Annotated in this window: 17 protein-coding genes and 1 pseudogene; 3 read left to right on the top strand and 15 right to left on the bottom strand. The window is 57.0% G+C overall.

Annotated features, from left to right (window positions below; all coding sequences use genetic code 11):
* Positions 1-54 precede the first annotated feature (54 nt).
* From iolD to AC1QQ2_RS07385, 6 genes and pseudogenes are all read right to left on the bottom strand, one after another.
* The gene (iolD, locus tag AC1QQ2_RS07410) at positions 55-1896 is read right to left on the bottom strand and encodes a 3D-(3,5/4)-trihydroxycyclohexane-1,2-dione acylhydrolase (decyclizing) (protein ID WP_479712663.1); all 1842 of its coding nucleotides are present in this window, start codon (positions 1894-1896) and stop codon (positions 55-57) included.
* Complete coding sequence (locus AC1QQ2_RS07405) at positions 1893-3803, bottom strand: bifunctional 5-dehydro-2-deoxygluconokinase/5-dehydro-2-deoxyphosphogluconate aldolase (protein ID WP_479712662.1); 1911 nt, start codon at positions 3801-3803, stop codon at positions 1893-1895. The genes iolD and AC1QQ2_RS07405 overlap by 4 nt, the downstream gene beginning before the upstream one ends.
* A gap of 116 nt (positions 3804-3919) precedes the next feature.
* Positions 3920-4909: an inositol 2-dehydrogenase gene (iolG, locus tag AC1QQ2_RS07400; RefSeq protein ID WP_479712661.1), complete on the bottom strand. Its 990-nt coding sequence runs from the start codon at positions 4907-4909 to the stop codon at positions 3920-3922.
* Positions 4910-5211: 302 nt separating this feature from the next.
* A complete protein-coding gene (locus AC1QQ2_RS07395) occupies positions 5212-6258 on the bottom strand; it encodes a LacI family DNA-binding transcriptional regulator (protein ID WP_479712660.1) in 1047 nt (348 codons plus the stop codon).
* A 281-nt stretch (positions 6259-6539) separates the two neighbouring features.
* Positions 6540-7430: pseudogene (speB, locus tag AC1QQ2_RS07390) on the bottom strand (agmatinase).
* 240 nt (positions 7431-7670) lie between these two features.
* Positions 7671-8825, bottom strand: coding sequence for an acetyl-CoA C-acyltransferase (locus AC1QQ2_RS07385; RefSeq protein ID WP_479712659.1), 1155 nt, complete (start codon positions 8823-8825; stop codon positions 7671-7673).
* 240 nt (positions 8826-9065) lie between these two features.
* Here AC1QQ2_RS07385 and AC1QQ2_RS07380 point away from each other — a divergent pair, with 240 nt between their 5' ends.
* The 3 genes from AC1QQ2_RS07380 to AC1QQ2_RS07370 all read left to right on the top strand — a co-directional run bounded on the left by AC1QQ2_RS07380 (position 9066) and on the right by AC1QQ2_RS07370 (position 11657).
* A complete protein-coding gene (locus AC1QQ2_RS07380) occupies positions 9066-9854 on the top strand; it encodes an HpcH/HpaI aldolase family protein (protein ID WP_479712658.1) in 789 nt (262 codons plus the stop codon).
* A 79-nt stretch (positions 9855-9933) separates the two neighbouring features.
* Positions 9934-10440: a chalcone isomerase family protein gene (locus AC1QQ2_RS07375; RefSeq protein ID WP_479712657.1), complete on the top strand. Its 507-nt coding sequence runs from the start codon at positions 9934-9936 to the stop codon at positions 10438-10440.
* Positions 10437-11657 carry an MFS transporter gene (locus AC1QQ2_RS07370; protein WP_479712656.1) on the top strand — a complete coding sequence of 407 codons (1221 nt, stop codon included), beginning with the start codon at positions 10437-10439 and terminating at the stop codon, positions 11655-11657. Before AC1QQ2_RS07375 ends, AC1QQ2_RS07370 begins: the two co-directional genes overlap by 4 nt.
* Before the next feature lie 35 nt (positions 11658-11692).
* On the opposite strand, the gene AC1QQ2_RS07365 is transcribed toward AC1QQ2_RS07370, so the two are convergent.
* The 9 genes from AC1QQ2_RS07365 to AC1QQ2_RS07325 all read right to left on the bottom strand — a co-directional run bounded on the left by AC1QQ2_RS07365 (position 11693) and on the right by AC1QQ2_RS07325 (position 20133).
* Positions 11693-12145, bottom strand: coding sequence for an SRPBCC family protein (locus AC1QQ2_RS07365; protein ID WP_479712655.1), 453 nt, complete (start codon positions 12143-12145; stop codon positions 11693-11695).
* A gap of 13 nt (positions 12146-12158) precedes the next feature.
* A complete protein-coding gene (locus tag AC1QQ2_RS07360; RefSeq protein ID WP_290245416.1) occupies positions 12159-12281 on the bottom strand; it encodes a hypothetical protein in 123 nt (40 codons plus the stop codon).
* The gene (locus AC1QQ2_RS07355; protein WP_478241659.1) at positions 12274-13071 is read right to left on the bottom strand and encodes an XdhC family protein; all 798 of its coding nucleotides are present in this window, start codon (positions 13069-13071) and stop codon (positions 12274-12276) included. Before AC1QQ2_RS07355 ends, AC1QQ2_RS07360 begins: the two co-directional genes overlap by 8 nt.
* Positions 13071-14252 carry a vWA domain-containing protein gene (locus tag AC1QQ2_RS07350; RefSeq protein ID WP_479712654.1) on the bottom strand — a complete coding sequence of 394 codons (1182 nt, stop codon included), beginning with the start codon at positions 14250-14252 and terminating at the stop codon, positions 13071-13073. The genes AC1QQ2_RS07355 and AC1QQ2_RS07350 overlap by 1 nt, the downstream gene beginning before the upstream one ends.
* The gene (locus AC1QQ2_RS07345; RefSeq protein WP_479712653.1) at positions 14249-15121 is read right to left on the bottom strand and encodes an AAA family ATPase; all 873 of its coding nucleotides are present in this window, start codon (positions 15119-15121) and stop codon (positions 14249-14251) included. Before AC1QQ2_RS07345 ends, AC1QQ2_RS07350 begins: the two co-directional genes overlap by 4 nt.
* A gap of 53 nt (positions 15122-15174) precedes the next feature.
* The gene (locus AC1QQ2_RS07340) at positions 15175-17592 is read right to left on the bottom strand and encodes an aerobic carbon-monoxide dehydrogenase large subunit (protein WP_479712652.1); all 2418 of its coding nucleotides are present in this window, start codon (positions 17590-17592) and stop codon (positions 15175-15177) included.
* The gene (locus tag AC1QQ2_RS07335) at positions 17589-18083 is read right to left on the bottom strand and encodes a (2Fe-2S)-binding protein (RefSeq protein WP_074039080.1); all 495 of its coding nucleotides are present in this window, start codon (positions 18081-18083) and stop codon (positions 17589-17591) included. The genes AC1QQ2_RS07340 and AC1QQ2_RS07335 overlap by 4 nt, the downstream gene beginning before the upstream one ends.
* 10 nt (positions 18084-18093) lie before the next feature.
* A complete protein-coding gene (locus AC1QQ2_RS07330; protein ID WP_479712651.1) occupies positions 18094-18948 on the bottom strand; it encodes an FAD binding domain-containing protein in 855 nt (284 codons plus the stop codon).
* A 135-nt stretch (positions 18949-19083) separates the two neighbouring features.
* Entirely contained in the window at positions 19084-20133 is a 1050-nt protein-coding gene (locus tag AC1QQ2_RS07325) for an MHYT domain-containing protein (protein ID WP_479712650.1), read from the bottom strand.
* Positions 20134-20138: the final 5 nt, after the last annotated feature.

Raw genomic sequence — 20138 nt, 5'->3', positions numbered from 1 at the left:
TCGCCCGAATAGGTCTGGAGCAGGGTCCGCCCTGCCCCAAATCTTTGTTTTTGATCAGTTCACAAGGTTCTGACGTTTCATGTTTTGGACATAGCGATCCCGCGCGTCCGACATTCTGTCGTTGCTCGGAACCTCAGGAATTGCCACGTCCCACCAGCTGCCGCCGCCCGCTTCACCGGGGCCGTGCATCGGGTCGGTATCGATTACGATCACGGTTGGAATATCACGCGATTTCGCAGCCGCCAGATGTGCCTCGAGATCGGCAATCGACTGTGCCTTAACCGCATGCGCGCCCATCGATCCCGCATGGGCCACAAAGTCGATCGCAGGTTGGGTTTCAACGCGGCAGTCTTTGTAAAGGTTGTTAAACTGCTCACCGCCTGTGCCCATCTGCAGGCGGTTGATACAGCCAAACCCACTATTATCGGTCAGAACCACCGTGAACGGAACACGACGCATTACAGCCGTCGCCAGTTCAGAGTTCGCCATCATATAGGACCCATCACCGACAAAGCACACAACGTCACGCTCAGGTGCCGCGAGTTTAACACCCATCGCGCCCGCGACCTCGTAGCCCATGCAGCTAAAGCCGTATTCCATGTGGTATCCGCCCTGCGGCGATTGCCACAGCAGCTTGAGCGCGCCCGGCATCGTCCCTGCCGCACACATCGCAATGGTTGCCTCAGACGAGGTCCGCTGAACCGCACCGATCACTTCGCAATCCATAGGCAAGTAGCCCTCACCGCCCTTGCGATCCGCGCAATGCGCATCGACCTTTGCCAGCCACTCCGCCCGCACAGCAGGTTTTGCGTTCGACGCAGAATACCCCGCCAAAAGCCCCGTCAGTTTCTCAAGCGCGACCTTCGCATCCGACACCAGCGGATAGGCCCCGTGTTTCACCGCGTCATAGGCCGCGACGTTGATCGACACCAATTTACGGTTCGGGTTCTCAAACAGCGACCACGACCCCGTGGTGAAGTCTTGGAACCGTGTGCCGACACCGATCACCAGATCGGCCTCTTTCGACATGATATTCGCAGCCTCAGAGCCATCAACGCCCGAGGCGCCGTAGTTCATCGGATGCGATTGCGCCAAAGCCGATTTGCCCGCCTGCGTCTCAACGACAGGAATTCTAAACGCAGTAGCAAAAGCACCCAGAGTTTCTTCGGCCTCGGAATAAATCACGCCACCGCCCGCAACGATCACAGGCGACTTTGCCGCTTTGATCAGGTCCGCAATCTGCGCCAACTCAGCCGCATCGGGCTCTGGACGGCGCACGCGCCAGACCTTGGGCTCAAAGAACGCGACAGGGTAATCATAAGCCTCAGCCTGCGTGTCCTGACAGAACGACAGGCACACTGGACCACAATTCGCAGGATCGGTCATCGTCGCCAAAGCACGCGGCAGCGCGGTCATGATATGCTCAGGACGCGAGATGCGGTCGTAGTAGCGCACCACTGGACGGAAGCAATCATTGGCCGAGATCGTCCCGTCCTCAAAGCTCTCGATCTGCTGCAGCACAGGATCAGGACGACGGTTCGCAAACACATCACCCGGAATAAACAGCACAGGGATACGGTTCACATGCGCCAGCGCCGCCGCCGTTACCATGTTGGTCGCACCTGGTCCAATCGACGAAGTCACAGCCTGCGCACGTTTGCGCTTGAGCGTTTTCGCATAGGCAATCGCCGTATGCGCCATCGTCTGTTCGTTTTGTCCACGCCAAGTCGGCATAGTGTCGGTGGCATTGTAGAGGGCCTCCCCCAGACCCGCGACGTTACCATGGCCAAAAATACCCCAAACACCGTCGATATAGCGGTCGCCATCTTCGTTGAACTGTACAGAAAGCCACTTCACCATGGCCTGTGCGGCAGTCAGTCGGATTGTTTGTGTCATGCGTTTCCTCCCGCTTTGACGCGCGCTGCGTCCCAAATCTTGCACAAATTGGTATAGCGCTCAGCCATTTGTGCAATAGCCTCTGCATCTGTCATCGCGCCCTTCATCCAAGCCCGTGCCGCATCGCCAAAGATCGTTCGGCCAACCGCGAACCCACGCACCAGCGGATAGCTGGCCGCAACCTCGAACGAGGCGCTCAGTTCCGCCTCAGGCGCATCTAGACCCAGGACCACGATACCGCGGGTATAGGGGTCGTTTTCTTCGATCGCATTGATCGCGTTCTGCCACCCCGCATGGGTCTTCATCGGCTCCAGCTTCCACCAATCTGGGTAAACGCCGATCTCATAGAACCGACGGATCAGGGTCGCTGTCGTGTCGTCAGTCACAGGCGCCACCTTCGACGGGATCAACTCAAGCAAGAACTCCAGACGGTTCCGACGCGACGCCTCAAACAGACGCTTCACCGTCGCTTCTTGCTGGGCTTGCATCTCTGCATCGTCATCGGGGTGACAGAAGCATAGAACCTTCACCACGTTTTCCTTGGCCCATTGGTTCAGACCACCAAAGTCCGACCCCAACTCAGGCTCGAGCGTCAGCGGACGCGATCCCGGCCATTCGACCGGACGACCGATCCACAGCCCCGAACCCGAAGCCGCGTGCAGGGCATTCCGACCAATACGGTTATCACAGAGGATACCATAGCCCTCCTGCCCGTCCTGAACCTGTTGCGCGGCCTTGAGGCACAGTTCTTTGAATTCGCCACCGCGCGCGAGGGTATACCCCTCCATCTCTTCGAGCTGCATACGGTGGTCAAACGCAAACACCCGCATTGTCGACCAATCACCGTGACGGTTTGTCGACCAGTGGATCTGCTCCAGCTCCGCATCGTTACGCAGGTCAGGCTGTTTGATGCCCCGCTCAAAGAAGAACTCCAACTCTTCGAGCGACGGATAAGCAGGTGTGCAGCCGTGACGCGACACCGCAAAGGCACCACACGCATTCGCGTATTTCAGGGCCGTCGACCAATCCTCACCGTCGAGCCAGCCCTTCATCAAACCAGAGAAGAACCCGTCGCCCGCGCCCAAGACATTGAACACTTCAATTGGGAAGCCCGGACCCGTTTGCCCCTCATCAAGGCTGTCCGGAATATCGCCCTCAAAGGCCACAGCCCCCGCCGCACCGCGTTTGCACACCAGCGTCGCGTTCGACACTTTGCGCACAGCCCGCAGCGCCTCGATCGTGTTGGTCGAACCGCCCGCAATGTGGAACTCTTCCTCGGTGCCAACGATCAGATCAAAGAAGTGCAGCGACCTTTGCAGCTTTGCCGTCACCGCAGCACTTTCAACAAAGCGGCTCTCGCCATCGCCATGCCCTGCCACGCCCCAAAGGTTCGGGCGGTAATCAATATCCAGAGCCGTCCGCGCACCATGCTTACGCGCCAATTCCAGCGCCTTAATCACCGCAGCTTCGGTCTTTACGTTCGACAAATGCGTGCCCGTCGCCAGAACCGACCGCGCCGAGGCAATGAACGCCTCGTCAATATCATCCTCACACAGAGCCATATCCGCACAGTTTTCCCGATAGAAAATCAGCGGAAACTGCTCTTCGTCGCGGATGCCCAAAATAACCAACGCCGTCAGACGCTCAGGGTCCGTAATAACCCCATCAACATTCACGCCCTCGCGCACAAGCTGCTCGCGGATAAACCGACCCATGTGCTCATCGCCAACTCGGCTGATCAACGCAGACTTCAGACCCAAACGAGCCGTCCCACACGCAATGTTCGTAGGGCTCCCACCGATATACTTCTCAAACGAACCCATGTCCTCAAGACGACCGCCAATCTGCGTCCCGTAAAGATCAACGCCAGCACGGCCAATCGTAATTACATCAAGTGTCTTCGTCATTTATCTCTGCCTTTCAGAACACCGTACAAACGACGTCCGATGTTGTCCGAGCCCATCAAGAACAAACTCATAGACCTGTGGCCCTCAGCCAAAACCAAGGGCCTCAGGTCGGAGGATTACATTCTTACAGCTTGGCCCGTTTGTGCCGACTTCAACGCAGCCTCAGCAAGTTCGAGCGCTTTCAAACCGTCATGACCGGTGGTCGGGGTCTCTGCACCTTTCGCTACAGCATCAACAAAAGCCGCGATTTCGTTGGCATAAGCGGCCGTATAACGCGACATGAAGAAGTTCAGCAGCGGCGGCTGTTTGAAACCTTCAAGGGTTGCGATTTCGATATTGGCTTCTGCGGTGTTCTTAGCAGCCGCCATGCCTTTGGACCCGTGAACCTCAATACGCTGATCATAGCCATAAGTCGCGCGGCGCGAGTTGGTGATGACAGCTTGCTTACCCGTAGCAGTACGCAGAATGACGTTTACGCTGTCATAGTCGCCCAAAGCACCAATCGCTGGATCAACAAGGTTCGACGCTTGCGCCATGACGGTTTGGATTTCTTCGCCCAGCAACCAACGCGCCATGTCAAAGTCGTGAATGGTCATATCGCGGAAGATGCCGCCCGACACCTTGATGTATTCAGCTGGCGGAGCGCCCGGGTCACGCGAGGTGATTGTCACCATCTCAACCTCACCCACGGTGCCGTTATCAATCGCCGCTTTCACAGCCATAAAGTCGGGGTCAAAACGACGGTTAAACCCAACCATCAGAGTGGTGCCCTCGGCCTTTACGGTCGCGATCGCTTGCTTCACGCGCTCAACGTTCAGATCGATCGGTTTCTCGCAGAACACAGCCTTACCGACTTTGGCGAATTTCTCGATCAGATCAGCGTGGGTATCGGTCGGCGTGCAGATCACAACCGCATCGATATCGTCAGAGACCGCAACCTCATCGATGGTGCGCAGTTCGCAGCCGAATTTCTCTTGGGCGGCTTTGGCTGCTGCCTCAAACGGTTCCGCGATCGCGATCAGTTCTGCGCCATCGACAGAAGCAATTGCGCGGGCATGCACCTGACCAATACGGCCAGCGCCAAGGACAGCAAAACGTAGGCTCATTCTTTCCTCCGGTTCCGGACGCTCGCCGGAAACTAATGTGGGTCGTGTCGGACCTCTACCGCGTTGAACAACCTGCGGAAGGGGTCTGGATCTCAGTTTTGTATTTAACAGCATAGTCTACCTAAATCGTTTCAGAAAAGGTCAACTTTGACATGAGTCTTAGCACAGGCAGCGATCTATCCGCCGCCTGTGACAGTGACTAGGCGACGCTGACTTTTGCACGCAGCGCCGTCAATGGAGCACGCCATTTTCAGGTCAAAAATGACGTTTTTCTGCAGACTCCAAATGACGTATTTACGTCATTACAGCATCTCTGGAAGAACAATCCGTGGCTCCAAAAAATGTTGACTTGCGGTGTCATCCAAATGTCCCGCGCTCTCTGAAATCATCAATCCGATCAGGTCGCTGCACAATTGCGGAAGGGGCGTCCCAATTACCATGGTGACGTAGCCGTCCAACAAACCCGCACGACTTTCAGCGGTCAATTCGTTCACCACCAACTGCACTTGTCCCGGCTCTGACGCCTCGCGCATCGCAGCAATAGCGCCCTCCATACCGCCACCCGCGACATAGATTCCGCGCAGATCTGGATAACGCTCGATCAAATCGAGCGTCGCTTCATAGGTCACTTGCCGCGCTTCCAAGTTCACCAAAGTGTCCACAACAGTAAACTCAGACGCATTTTCACGGACATATCCACGGAACCCAACCTCACGAAGATCATGGCCGTGCCAGCGGTTTCCGCCGACGAAAATCGCCAACCGACCAGGTAGTTTTGCGGAATGCGTCAGCATCCACGCCGCACTCCGCCCCACCTTCATATTGTTTATTCCCAGATAGTTACGACGAAGTCCCTGCGCAAAGTCGTTGAGCAAAGAGAACGTAGGCACACCTTTTTGGCGCAACTCCTCAACGACCTGATTTAGCTTTTGATGATTGACGGCAGTGCAGGCCAACGCATCAACCCGTTCGCCCACCGACTGGATCAACTCTGCGAATTCTTCGGGTGACTGGGATTGTGCAAAACGGATTATCGCGTGACCCCGAACATCCGTCCGCGCGGCAATGGCCTGCTCAATCTCGCGCGCAAAATTCTGATAAAACTCGTGCTTTTCCTTCACCAAAACAAAACCAAATTTCTTTTCTGGCGCGACAGTATTCAGACGGTGATCGAAAAGCCCACGGGCATGGTAGCCAATGCGGTGCGCCGCATCCGCGATACGGCGCAGCGTGTCTTCGCGAACAACCGCCCGACCATTCAACGCACGATCCACGGTGGTGACACTCACCCCAGCTTCACGCGCAACATCTTTGACAGTCGGACGATTGCTCATTTTGGTTTCCCTCACTCTATTGGCGATAAGCGGTGAGGGATTGAGATTAAAACGTCAACAGGAAACGCAAAAATGATGTAAAAACGTCATACCACTCAAGACTCACTTCAACCCGTTCAGAAAGGTCTCATATTCGTCGTCTTTGATCGTTACCGAATGCTCCGCTACAGAATAGGCGCAGGTATCGACAACTGCCTTAAACAGGCAAAGCGACCCTCGATGAACCAAACCTTCCAACGGGCCCGCAAATCTTGGACCCGTTGCTGTATTTGCCCGGGTCCGTTTGACATGACTGATCATGATGACGCGCGTTGGCATTTTGGCAAAATGCAGAGCATCTCATACAGTAGGTTCGCCCCAATCAGCGCAGTGTTTCCGCTTGGATCATAAGGCGGGGACACCTCAACAAGGTCACCACCAACAACATTCAGCCCCGCACAGCCGCGGATCAGTTCCAATGCTTGCCATGTCGTTAGACCCCCGATTTCAACTGTCCCCGTACCCGGCGCAAAGGCTGGGTCAAGGCTATCGATATCATAGGTTATATAGGTCGGCGTATCGCCAATCTCTTTGCGAATACGGTTGATCAACGGTTTAAGAGACTGTCCCCAGCATTCTTCGGCCTGAACAACAGTCCAGCCCTGCCGACGCGACCAATCAAAATCGTCAGCAGCATAGCCCGTACCCCTCAAACCGATCTGATAGACCTTTTCATTGTTCAAAAGGCCCTCATCAAAGGCGCGGCGGAACGGCGTCCCGTGGGCGATCTTTTCGCCGAACATCTCGTCGTTGATGTCAGCGTGGGCATCGATGTGGATCAGCGCAACAGGGCCGTGCTTTTCAGCGATGGCTTGCAGCACGGGATAGGTCAGCGTGTGGTCACCGCCGAGGGTCAGTGGCACGACATCATGCTTTAGCAAATCACGATAAAAGTCCGCGATGCGCTTGACCGTGTCCTTGAGGTCGAACGTATTGATCGGAACGTCACCAATATCGCCGACCTGCATGTGATCAAACGGCGCCGCGCCAGTCGCCATATTGTAAGGCCTCAGCATGCTCGATTCAGCGCGGATCTAACGAGGACCAAACCGAGTGCCCGACCGATTGGATGCACCCATGTCCATCGGAATGCCAACGAAACATGCGTCTAGCCCGCTTGTATCGTCGCACGCAGGCAACCGCATCATTGTGACTGGGCCGCCGAAACGAGGAACCTCATTCCCACCAAGGGGCTGATTATATTTATGGTCCACGCTGCCTCCTGAGGGTTTTGTCAAAACCCTAGCCACTCACTCTGCGCGGCTCAAGACAGTTAAGTCGGACGGCTTGCCCATTACTCTCTACACAAGCAACACCGACTCTAATCATTGAAGCTTCGTGGGCTAGGACCGCGAAAACCCGCGGTCCTATTTTTGGATGAACAGACCTTACAGAAGTTCAACAGCCAGCGCTGTCGCCTCGCCACCGCCGATGCAAAGCGACGCAACGCCTTTCCTCAGACCACGGGCCTGAAGCGCCGCGATAAGCGTGACGACGATCCGCGCGCCCGAACATCCAATAGGATGGCCCAAGGCACAGGCACCGCCGTTTACGTTCACCTTTGCATCATCAAGCCCAAGATCGCGGATGGCGGCCATGGCTACGACGGCAAAGGCTTCGTTGATTTCAAAGAGGTCGACATCATCCACGCTCCAGCCGACTTGGGTCAAAACCTTTTGGATCGCAGGGATTGGGGCCGTAGTGAACAGCGACGGCGCTTGCGCATGGCCCGCGTGTCCATGGATGACAGCGATCGGCGTAAGGCCCATCGCGTCGGCTTGCGATTTGCGCATCAGAACCAACGCAGCAGCACCGTCCGAAATTGACGAAGAGTTCGCCGCAGTCACAGTGCCGCCGTCACGGAACGCAGGCTTCAATGTTGGGATTTTTTCCGGACGGGCACGACCGGGTTGTTCATCTGTCGTTACATCACCGACCGCGACGATCTCACCGTCAAACGCACCCGTTTCAATCGCAGTCTTTGCGCGATCCAAAGACCGAAGCGCATAAGCGTCCTGCTCCTCACGCGTGAACCCATAGGTGTCGGCACATTCTTCTGCAAAGGTACCCATTGCGCGGCCTTTATCATAGGCATCCTCAAGCCCATCGAGGAACATATGGTCCATAACCTTGCCATGACCCGCGCGATACCCTGTCCGCGCTTTTTCCAAGAGATACGGCGCGCCCGACATGCTCTCCATTCCACCTGCGACGACGATATCAGACGATCCCGCCTTGATCATGTCGTAGGCGTTCATAATCGCCTGCATGCCCGAACCACACACCTTACCCACGGTCTGACAGCGCACATCCAATGGCAGACCAGCACCCATAGACGCCTGACGCGCTGGCGCTTGACCCAAACCAGCAGGCAACACATTCCCCATGATGACCTGATCGACCTTATCAGCACCAATGCCTGCGCGGGCAACAGCGCCCGCAATGGCGCTCGCTCCCAGATCAGGTGCCGCGATTTTGGACAAACTGCCCATAAAGCCGCCCATCGGTGTGCGGGCCATACTTACGATGACGATCGGGTCCATGAGATGTCCTTTTCTAGTCTGTCCAAATTTGCGCCATGTTGGTGTCCTTCATCGCCCAAGTCTAGGCCCCTGCCCCGATCTGTGACAGCCCGTCGCGGCAGGCCGCAGCGCGCAACATTCTCAACGCCAGACCACATTGCACCGTTGTAGCAACACAGCCATCGCGCTACGAATTTAGCAAAGAGATACACAACGTCACTACGCTATTGCGCTGCTGATTTTCATAGCCGGAGACTACCCATGACCACCTCTTTCAAGCAGCGACTTCAGACGCCCGCGATGATCCCTGCCGCTTGGGTCGAACTGGGTAGCCCAGACATCGCCGAAATCCTCGTGCGACACGGATGGGACACCATCATCGTAGACGGAGAACACGGTCGTGGCGAACTGGAAGATTGGGTAAACGTCTCCCGCGCAATCGAAGCCTGCGGCGGCACGGCCATCCTGCGCCTTCCCGAAGGAAACGATACGCTGATCAAACGCGCACTCGACCGCGGGTTCCGAAACTTCATCGTCCCGATGGTCAACACCCGCGCGCAAGCCGAACAGGTCGTGTCTGCGTTTTATTATCCGCTCAAAGGCCACCGTGGTTATGCGGCCTCTATGGTACGCGGATCACATTGGGGCGCTCGACCAGACTACGGCCTTGTGGACTCTTTCAATGAGATCACGATCATCATCCAGTGCGAACATGTTGATGCAGTGAATGACATCGACGACATCATGTCGGTTGAAGGCATCGACATGATCTTTATCGGACCGAACGACCTTGGAGCGTCCGCGGGTCATCTCGAACATCTGGATCACCCAGAGGTGCTGGCCCTGCTCGAAACGATCGAAGCCGCAGCGAAACGCCATAACATGCCGCTCGCGACGGTACCCAGCGCGGGACGCGGCTGGAAGCAACTCGATGCCCTTGGGTATCGTTTGGTCGCCGGTGTGAACGACGTCTCGATGCTGGTCGAAAGCGCACATCGAAACTTGACCGAAGCCACCGGTCAAATCCTAACGCCGACCAAAGCCTACTGATTTCAGAATACACCTTTTCAGATGGCAACGGCGCTCTACCTATATCGCGTATTGGTTGATCAAAGAGCCGTTGCCGCGCATGTTTCATTTGATTTCTGCAATCGTCCTCTTAGCTGGACCCGCAATGGCCCACGACACGGTCCAGACTGCGGGTCTACCCAATCCCGTGATGATCGGCGAGGCCAGTCTGGGCCTAATCGGCATCACCGCTTATGATGCCCGCCTTTATACACCGTCTGGCGCAGCCTTTGATTGGGCCGCACCGATGGCGTTAGAGCTGGACTACAAACGCGGGTTTTCGGCTCAAGATTTGATAGGCGGCACCGAAGCCGAATTGCGCCGTATTGAAGGGGACCGCGACGACATTCCAACTGTCATATCGGTCCTATCAGAATGCTTCTATGATGTCGGAAAAGGCGACAGCTACCTAGCCGTCGGGCAAACGCCAGATCAGGTCGAACTGTGGCGCAATGGCAGAAAGACCTGCACCATCACCTATCCTGATATTCGTAAACGGTTCCTCTCTATTTGGCTGTCAGATGACAGTCGGTTCACCTCTCTGTCGAGAAAGCTACGCGGACTATGAATGGCTATTGGCGTGTTAGCCTCTTTGCAATGATGCTCGCCTCGGCGGGGTTGCCAATTTACATCCACCTGCCCCGCTTTGCCGCAGTAGACTTGGGCCTCAATCTAGCGACGGTCGGGGCTATTGTTATGGGCATCCGCATCTTTGACTTTGCCCAAGACCCAATCCTCGGCCGCATCATTGACCATTGGCGCGGCCCTCGCCGAAGGCTTGCAGCCATCGCACTGGGAATGATGGCGCTCGGTTTTGTGCTCTTGTTTTCTGTGGCGCCTGTTTTCGATGCGCGCCTCTGGTTGATCGCAACCTTGGTGCTCGTGTTTTCGGGCTACAGCTTTGGTGCGATCCTTTTATACGGCGATAGTGCAGCGCTTGCTGGATCGGCAGATCCCAAAGCCCAACTTCGTCTCGCCACCTACCGTGAAGTGGGACTGATCGCGGGGGTCATCTTTGCAGCCGTGGGACCAGTTGTGCTGAGCGATGGTTTTAGACTTTTCGGCTGGGCCCTCGCGGGTCTGATTTTACTTTCCTACCTCGCGACGAGAAACCTATGGGATCGGCCAACCACAACCCCGGTCCCTTTTGACATCCGCAAGCTATTGATGGCAGGCGGTGGTTGGCTTCTCCTCCTCGCAGTCGTAAACAGCCTGCCCGTCGCCATAACTTCGACCCTATTTCTGTTCTTCGTTGAAGATCGGCTGATGCTCCCTAGTTGGTCAGGTGGATTGCTGATCTTGTTCTTTGCTGCGTCCGGCCTCGCCATCCCTTTCTGGAGCCGCCTCGCCCGTCACTTTGGCGTCCGTCCTGTCTTGCTGAGCGCTATGCTCCTGTCCGTATCAGCTTTCATTGGAACGGCGTTCTTGAGTATTGGTGATGCAATCCCCTTTGCCATCATCTGCATCGCGTCAGGCGCAGCGGTTGGCGCTGAGCTGGTGATCTTACCCGCTGTTTTTGCATCCCTCTTGGGTCGCGCAGGGATTGCGACAGGCCAATCGTTCGGACTGTGGTCTTTTGCAACGAAGCTATCTCTGCCATTGGCGGCAGTGATGGTTTTACCTGCCCTTGATGTCGTCGGGTTTGTTCCTGCAGGCGACAACTCTGACATCGCCCTCGACAGACTTACCTTGCTTTACGCCGTGCTACCCTGCGCCCTAAAAATCATCGCAGCAGGGACACTTTTGATCATGCCAAGGCACGTCACCAATCCGCCGCTAGACTAAAAAGGGCGGCACCAACTGGGCCGCCCATTGTCATTTTATGCCTCAGCCGTCTCAGTGATCACTTCGGCGAATTTGGTAAAGAACGCACCCGCGAGCTTCTTAGCCGTGCCTTGGATCAAACGACTACCAAGCTGGGCAAGCTTGCCACCAATCTCGGCCTTCGCCTCGTAGGTCAGCATGGTCTTACCGTCGACTTCAGTCAGCGTCACATCCGCGCCGCCTTTGGCGTGGCCCGCGGCACCACCTTTCCCCTGCCCCGTCAGCGAAAACGCATCTGGGGCACCCGATTTATCAAGCGTTACGTTACCACTAAACTTTGCCTTCACGGGCCCGATTTTCAGAACCACTTTGGCTTCAAGTTCAGTGTCAGAATGCTGAATCAATTCCTCACAGCCTGGAATACATTGCTTGAGGATCTCTGGATCGTTCAAGGCGGCATAAACGCGATCTTTGGGGGCATCGATCAGAATTTCGTCTTTGAGTTCCATCAGTGTGTCCTTCTCAACAACAGGGGAATTTCACGGTCGCCAAAACTGCCGCCTGTTCTGGCGTCAGAGGGCGAGGTTTCACGGCATCTACCAACCGCTGAAGGGTGGTTTTCTCGGTCGGGGTCGGATCAGACATTGTCGTCCTCCATCCGATGTTTTGCGCGGCGCAATTGCGTCAGCTGGGCAAGGATCGACAGGGCGATCTCGTCTGGTGTGACCGCATCAATCGCGAGACCCGCTGGGGCTTGAACACGGCTCAAAACAGTCTCTGTTACACCTGAACTTTGCAATTTTTCAGACAGCGAGGCCCACTTCTTGCGGCTCGCTACAAAGGCGATGTGTTCGGCATCCGTTGCCAACGCAGCCGTCAGCGCAGCCATGTCGTCTTTGCCTTGGGTGGCCACAACGATCATGCGACGTGCGCCCTGCGGCAGCGGTTTAGCCCCGTCCTCTGACGTCACGGTTTCGACCGACCATTGAAACCGCGGCGCGAGGCTGGCGAGCGCACGTGCGACAGGCGACACGCCGTAAATGAACAGTTCAGGCATCGGCAAAACGGGCTCCACAAAGATATCGAGCGACCCTTTGGACGGGCATCCATTGCGGGCGTACCGTACGCCATTCACCTCTGACCCTGCCTCAACCGACAGATCAGCCAGCACTTCGGCGGGGGCTAAAGAGATCAACTGAGGATCGCCCAGCTCCAGCGCCTTGATCGCCGCTTTGGTCAGGGCAGAACGGACACATCCGCCGCCAATCCAGCCCTCAATGATCTGGCCCTCGTGGTTCAGGATCGCCTTCGCACCGGGTTTCGCTGCCGTCAGCCCGACCGTTCGAATGACGGTCGCGATGGCGTAGGGTTCGCCCCGCTCGGACAGCGATTGTGCGAGGTCTTGTAACGTCGTGTCAGAGAATTTAGCGGTCATCATAGGCGCATTAACTCCGGTTCGAGGGCTGCAAAATCGGCCAGCCTATTGGCTGGACGAAAGAGATCAACGTAGGGAAGCGCAGCAGCCATGCCTGCTGCAACGGGCTCGTAATCCTTCCACCCTTTCAATGGGTTGAGCCAGATCACCTTGCAGCCGCGCTTCTTCAAAAGGCGCATCGCCTCGCCCAATTCATCGGCAGAGCCAGTATCGTAACCGTCCGACAGGATCATCACGACCGTCCGACCGTCCACAAATTTACGGGCATAGGTCCGTGCGAATTGCATGAGGGACGCGCCGATTTTTGACCCCCCGCCAAAACCATCGGCGAGCACAGACAGACGCCCCAATGCCCGCAATGGATCACGGTCGCGCAGAGCCTCGGCGATCCGCACAAGACGGGTGTGAAACAGATAGGCATCCGCCGTATCATCCGACCGCATCAGCCCCGCGATGAAGGCCAGAAACACCTGCGCATAAAGCGTCATCGACCCCGACACATCGCAAATCGCCACGATCTTTTGCGGCCGATCAGGGCGGGATTTCTTGGGCAACCGAATGGGCTCGCCGCCCGTCTGGAGGCTCTGCCGAATAAGCTTGCGGAAATGGATACGATCACCCTTTTGCGCAGCTTTGCGCCGCCGAGACCTGCGATGCCGCAAGGCAATTCCAAGCCTGCGGGCGATCTCTTCGGCCTCGCGGATGTCGTCGGTTTGCACGACATTACGCAGGTCGCGCTTCATCTTTTGGCGCAGGGTCGAGGCGACGAGTTTACCTTCGCCATCGGAATCCGCTTCGCCATCTGATCCGTCGGGGGCGGTGGCCTCTCCCCTGCCACCGCCCGCCTGTTCGCCCTCAGCCGAGCGCGAAGAATGAACGTTATCCGACAGGGTGTTGAGCGATGGCATAACCCGCTCTTTCACCTTGCCCCCGTTCATCCAGAAACTATCGAAAAGGTCATCGAACCGCGCGTTTTCTTCGGCACAACCCGTCAGAACCGCCTTGAGCGCACAGCGCGATTGGGTCGGGTTATGGGCATCAACCTGTGTCAAAGCCGTCAGCGCAGCCTCGGCCTCGCTCACCCCGACGCGCAGCCCGTTGTCCCGTAGATGCGCCATGAACCCTGCCATCCGCGCAGAAGGCCCAGCATCGCGGCCAGAGAATTTCGTGACCCGCGTCATGCTGCCTTCCCCGCGAGCCGCTGGGTGATCTCGGTCGTGATGTTAAAGCGGTCGCTCTCTGTTTTCAAAAGCGTCGCCATCGTCGCCTGCAGGATCACAGGATCATGGGTTAGGTCATTCACGCCAAGCCCGATCAGAGCCGCCGCGAAGTCGAGCATTTCTGCAATGCCGGGCGTCTTTTCCAATTGCTCTTTGCGCAGGCTCTGAACAAAACCGATGATCTGATTGGCAAGCTGCGCCTCGACATCTGGACAGCGCGCCTTGAGGATCGACAGTTCAGTCTGGCGGTCGGGATAACCGACATGCGCATAGAGGCAGCGCCGCCGCAGAGCATCCGACAGGTCCCGCGTGCCATTGGCCGTCAGGATCACGATAGGGCGCGATTGGGCTGTAATAGTGCCTAATTCGGGGATCGTGATTTGAAAATCCGATAGGATTTCGAGGAGGAACGCCTCAAACTCTTCGTCCGCGCGGTCGATTTCATCGACCAGCAAAACAGGCGCCTTATCCTGACGGATCGCGGCTAAGAGTGGGCGTTCTAGCAGGAACTCTTCGGAAAATATCCGTGCTTCTACCTCTTTCGCTGTGCCACCTTCAGCGGCAGCGCGGATCGAGAGAAGCTGCTTTTGGTAATTCCATTCATAGATGGCTTGTGACGCATCCAGCCCTTCATAGCACTGAAGGCGGATCAGTTTCGTGTCTTGGACCGCGGCCAACACCCGCGCGATCTCTGTCTTGCCGACACCTGCCGCCCCTTCGAGCAGTAGCGGACGACCAAGGGCGAGCGCCAAATGAACGGCCATCGCCAGATCATCAGAGGCAACATATCCCTGTACCGCCATAGCGGTTTTGAGTGCGGTGCAATCCATGACTTCAACCCATCAAAGGTGGGCCACCCCATGACAGGGCAGCCCGTTCCGTTTTAGCCGTGCAGACCGAGCTTGTTCGCCGTCTGCCAAATCCGCCAATGGTCATGCGGCATGTGGGTGTGACGGTTGCCAAACGCACGGAACGCATCGTTCACAGCGTTCGAGAAGCACGGAACACCACCGACGTGCGGGCTTTCGCCCACGCCCTTGGCACCGATTGGATGATGCGGCGACGGAGTGACGGTGTGGTCGGTTTCGTAGTTAGGCACTTCCCATGCGGTTGGCAGGAAGAAGTCCATCAACGTCCCCGTTTTCACGTTGCCCATGTCGTCGTAGGCGATCTCTTGGCCCAGTGCGACGGCGAGGGCTTCGGTCAAACCACCGTGCACCTGACCTTCGATGATCATCGGGTTGATACGGGTGCCGCAGTCATCCAGCGCATAGAAGCGGCGGATGGTCTGGACGCCAGTGTCCACGTCGATATCCATGACGCAGACGTAGGCACCGAACGGGTAAGTCATGTTCGGCGGATCGTAGTAGCTGACAGCCTCTAAGCCTGGTTCAACACCTGGAATGGCCTGATTGTAAGCCGCGTAGGCGATTTCCTTCATGGTCTTGAACCGTTCAGGCGCGCCTTTCACGACAAAGCGGTCAATGTCCCACTCAAGGTCGTCGTCATGCACCTCAAGGAGGTACGCCGCGATCATCTGCGCTTTCGCACGGATTTTCCGACCAGCAAGAGCGGTTGCCGCACCTGCCACTGGGGTCGAACGGGACCCGTAGGTGCCCAGACCATATGGCGCGGTGTCGGTATCACCTTCTTCGATGGTGATGCTATCCGCTGGCAAACCAATCTCGGACGCGAGGATCTGCGCAAAGGTTGTTGCGTGACCCTGACCCTGCGAAATGGTGCCCAGACGCGCAATCGCGGACCCTGTTGGGTGGATGCGGATTTCGCAGCTATCGAACATCCCCATACCGAGGATATCGCAGTTCTTCACAGGTCCTGCCCCGACGATCTCCGTAAAGAAGGACAGGCCAATGCCCATGAGCGAACGGGTTTCACCGCGTTTGAACGCCTCAACCCGTTCGGCCTGCTCTTTGCGCAGCCCTTCGTAATCGACCGCCTTCAGCGCCTTATCCCATGCGGTGTGATAATCGCCCGAGTCATATTCCCAGCCGAGAGCCGACTGATACGGGAACTGGTCTTTCTTGATAAAGTTGATGCGACGCAGCTCTGCCGCATCCATATTCAACTCAATCGCGAGGACTTCGATCATGCGTTCGATGAAATAGACCGCTTCGGTCACACGGAATGAACAACGGTAGGACACGCCACCCGGTGCTTTGTTCGTGTAGACACCATCAACCGCGAGGTAAGCGGTCGGGATGTCGTAGGACCCCGTGCAGATGTTCATAAAGCCTGCGGGGAACTTGGTCGGGTCCGCACAAGCGTCGAACGCGCCGTGGTCAGCGGTCACGTGGCAATGAAGGCCAGTGATTTTGCCGTCCTTGGTCGCTGCGATCTTACCCGTCATCCAGTAGTCGCGGGCAAAGGCCGTGGACATGAGGTTTTCCATACGGTCCTCGATCCACTTCACAGGCTTACCCGTTACGATGGATGCAACGATCGAACAGACGTAGCCCGGATAAACGCCCACTTTGTTACCAAAGCCGCCGCCGATGTCGGGGGAAATCACACGGATGTTGTGCTCTTCGATACCCGACAGAAGGGACGCCACGGTCCGCACGACGTGCGGTGCTTGGAACGTGCCCCAAACGGTGAGCTTGCCGTTCACCTTGTCCATCGACGCGACCGAACCGCAGGTTTCCAGCGGGCACGGGTGCGTGCGGTGATAATACATGGTTTCGGTCGCGACGACTTCGGCCTTGTCGATCACGTCGTTGGTTGCGGCCTCTTCGCCTGCTTCCCATGTAAAGATGTGGTTGTGATGCTTACGCGGACCATGCGCGCCTTCCTTCTGGTCGGCGATGTCCTCGCGCAGAACAATATCAGATTGCAGCGCCTCGAACGGGTTCACAATCACGGGCAGTTCTTCGTAATCGACCTCGACCAATTCGACCGCGTCAGCCGCGATAAAGCGGTCTTTGGCGACGACAAAGGCAACCTCTTGCCCTTGGAACAGAACTTTACCGTCGGCCAGAACCATCTGTTTGTCGCCCGCAAGGGTCGGCATCCAGTGAAGGTTCAGAGGCGCAAGGTCAGCCGCTGTCAGAACAGCAATCACACCTTCGAGCGCCATTGCCTTGGACGTATCAATGGATTTCACGCGAGCGTGGGCATAGGGCGAACGAACGAAATCGCCGTGCAGCATGCCGGGCAGTTTCACGTCGTCGACGTAGTTGCCCTTGCCTTGGGTGAAACGCGCGTCCTCAACCCGCTTGCGCGAGCAACCCATGCCCTTGAGCTTGGCGGAACGCTCTACTTGATCTTCGTTCAGGTCTTTCATTCTGCGGCCTCCTTCGCGGCGTTCAGCTCGCTTGCAGCGGCAAGGATGGATTTCACGATGTTCTGGTAGCCCGTGCAGCGGCAGATGTTCCCTGCCATGCCAAAGCGAACCTCTTCTTCAGTCGGGTTCGGGTTTTCTTCGAGCAGTTTGGACGCCCGTGTGATCATCCCCGGTGTGCAGTAACCGCACTGAAGCCCGTGGTGTTCACGAAACGCTTCTTGCAGGACGTGCATGTTGTCGGGGCCGCCCAGACCTTCGATGGTGGTGATGTCTGCGCCGTCAGCTTGGGCGACGAACATGGTGCAGGCTTTGACCGACTTACCGTTGATGGTGACGGTGCAAGCGCCACAATGGGACGTTTCGCAGCCGATGTGCGGGCCCGTGATGTTCAGGCGTTCGCGCAGCGTGTAGATCAACAGTTCGCGCGGTTCGGCTAGAAACTCGTGGCCCTCGCCGTTCACGTTGAGTTTGATGTGCATCTTGTTTGACATGGGTCTCTCCTTACGCGCGGTCCCAAGCGCGGGTGATCGCGCGAGTGAGGATGATGCCGGCCACATGGCGTTTGAACGCAACGGGCCCGCGGTTGTCTTCGGTCGGGTCGATGTCATCGAGCATCGCGTTAACGGCGGCCTTCACCGCGTCTGCATCGCAAGCGGTGCCGATGATCGCGTTGGCAGCAGCTTCGGACCACACGGGCACGTCGCTGAGGTTCGTCATCGCGATAGACGCGCTCGACACCTTGCCGCCTTCGGTTTGGATGGTGACGGCAGCGGCAGCGGTGGCGTAGTCGCCGATCTTGCGCTTCTGCTTTTCGTAAGAATACCCACCCGACGGCGCGTCAAAGCTGATCGCGGTGAGAACTTCGTCCTCTTCGCGTGCAGTGACATATGCTGCCTCGTAGTAGTCACGCGCCGCAACATCGCGGGTGCCATCCGGACCGACCAAGTGCAGCGTCGCATCAAGGCACTGCATCAGACCTGGCATGTCGTTGCCAGGGTCGCCGTTCGCGACGTTGCCACCGACGGTGCCCATGTACCGCACCTGCGGGTCCGCGATCTGCAATGAGGTTTCGCGCATGATCGGCGCTACTTTCGCCAGTTCTGCGTGGTTGATGATATCATGCTGCGTGACCATCGAACCGATGGTGACGCGTGACCCGTTGATGGAAATCCCGCGCAGACTTTCGATCGACTGAAGGTCGATGAGGTGCGGCACCTCTGCCATACGGAGTTTCATCATCGGAATGAGGCTATGCCCACCGGCCAACACACGAGCGTCGTCACCGTGCTCTTTCAAGAGCGCGATGACCCCGTCCATGTCGGATGGTCGATGGTAATCGAATGAGGCTGGAATCATTAGAGGCCCTCCCTGCCGGCAATGATCAGATGAGAGTAGACTGCATACCGAAGCACACCGCCGTCAGCGGTTCGTCAGCGAAAAACGAGGGAATTTTCACGAAATGCGAATAGGCCCGCACGAAATGCGAAAGCGTTAAACGCCTAAAACGTCACGCACAGGTTTGAGCTGTGAACGGCTCACGGGAACTTTGGGCAGCTCGGGCAAATTGAAGTAACAGACGCCTGTGTCCTTTAGCCGTTCGAAACCAGTGACCATCGCGGGGTTCACCAGATAGCTACGGTGGGTCTTAATAAAGTTCGAATTTGCGAGACGTTTCGTGGCATCCGCAATCGACCACGCACAAAAGAACTGGCCCGACTTGGTGTAGATGTAGGTGTAGTGCCCTTCAGCCCGAATAGCCGCCACATTCGACGCATCGATGAACTGCGTGCGACCCTCTTGTTCGTAGGGGATCTGGCGGGTTGCGATGGGTGCGGGCGTTGGCGCCTCTTCAACTTGCGGCGCCTCAACAGGCTCTGCAACCGCCACAGTTTCCGTCGGCAAGAACGTCGTCGTCGACAGCAAGAACGCTCCGCAAAGCGCAAAGCTGGACAGAACAACGCCAATCGCCAAAGTCTCGTTCCCGATCATAGGACCGACCTGTGACGGCACCAACATCTGAACAAAGTTCGTTCCCGCAATCGCAACGAAATGCACGCCACAGACGGCAAAACCAAACACCACAGTGCCCAGTAAGATGTTCCGCCGATTGCGCCGACCGTAGGCAATGCCAAAGGCGATCACACTCAGCACACAGGACGCCACGATCGAAATCCCGATCCCAAGCGGCGTATAAACCGCACGACACAATTCGAGCGCTGCCATGCCAATGTAATGCATTGCCCCGATCCCGACGCCAACGATCACACCTGCAAGCAACAACTTTGCCCGTGTGCGTCTACCAAAATGCAGGATCAAAAGCGCCGTGCCGACCACAAGGATCGCGACCAAAGCAGAAGTCAGCGTCACCGCCGCATCATAGTAAAACACGAACGGCAACTGCAGCCCCAGCATCGCAACAAAGTGCATCGACCAAATGCCGCCCCCCAGCGCAATCGATGCAAATGAAATCGCGATTTTGCGCTGCGTGTAGGAATAAGTAGACAACCCGTTGGTCAGGCTCAGGCCCGTAAAACCCGCCATCAGCG

Origin of the sequence: Aestuarium sp. (assembly GCF_023253315.1) — a bacterium.
GTDB lineage: Bacteria > Pseudomonadota > Alphaproteobacteria > Rhodobacterales > Rhodobacteraceae > Marivivens > Marivivens donghaensis.
Note: the sequence above shows the minus strand (reverse complement) of the source record. Positions and strands in the feature narration are given on the sequence as shown.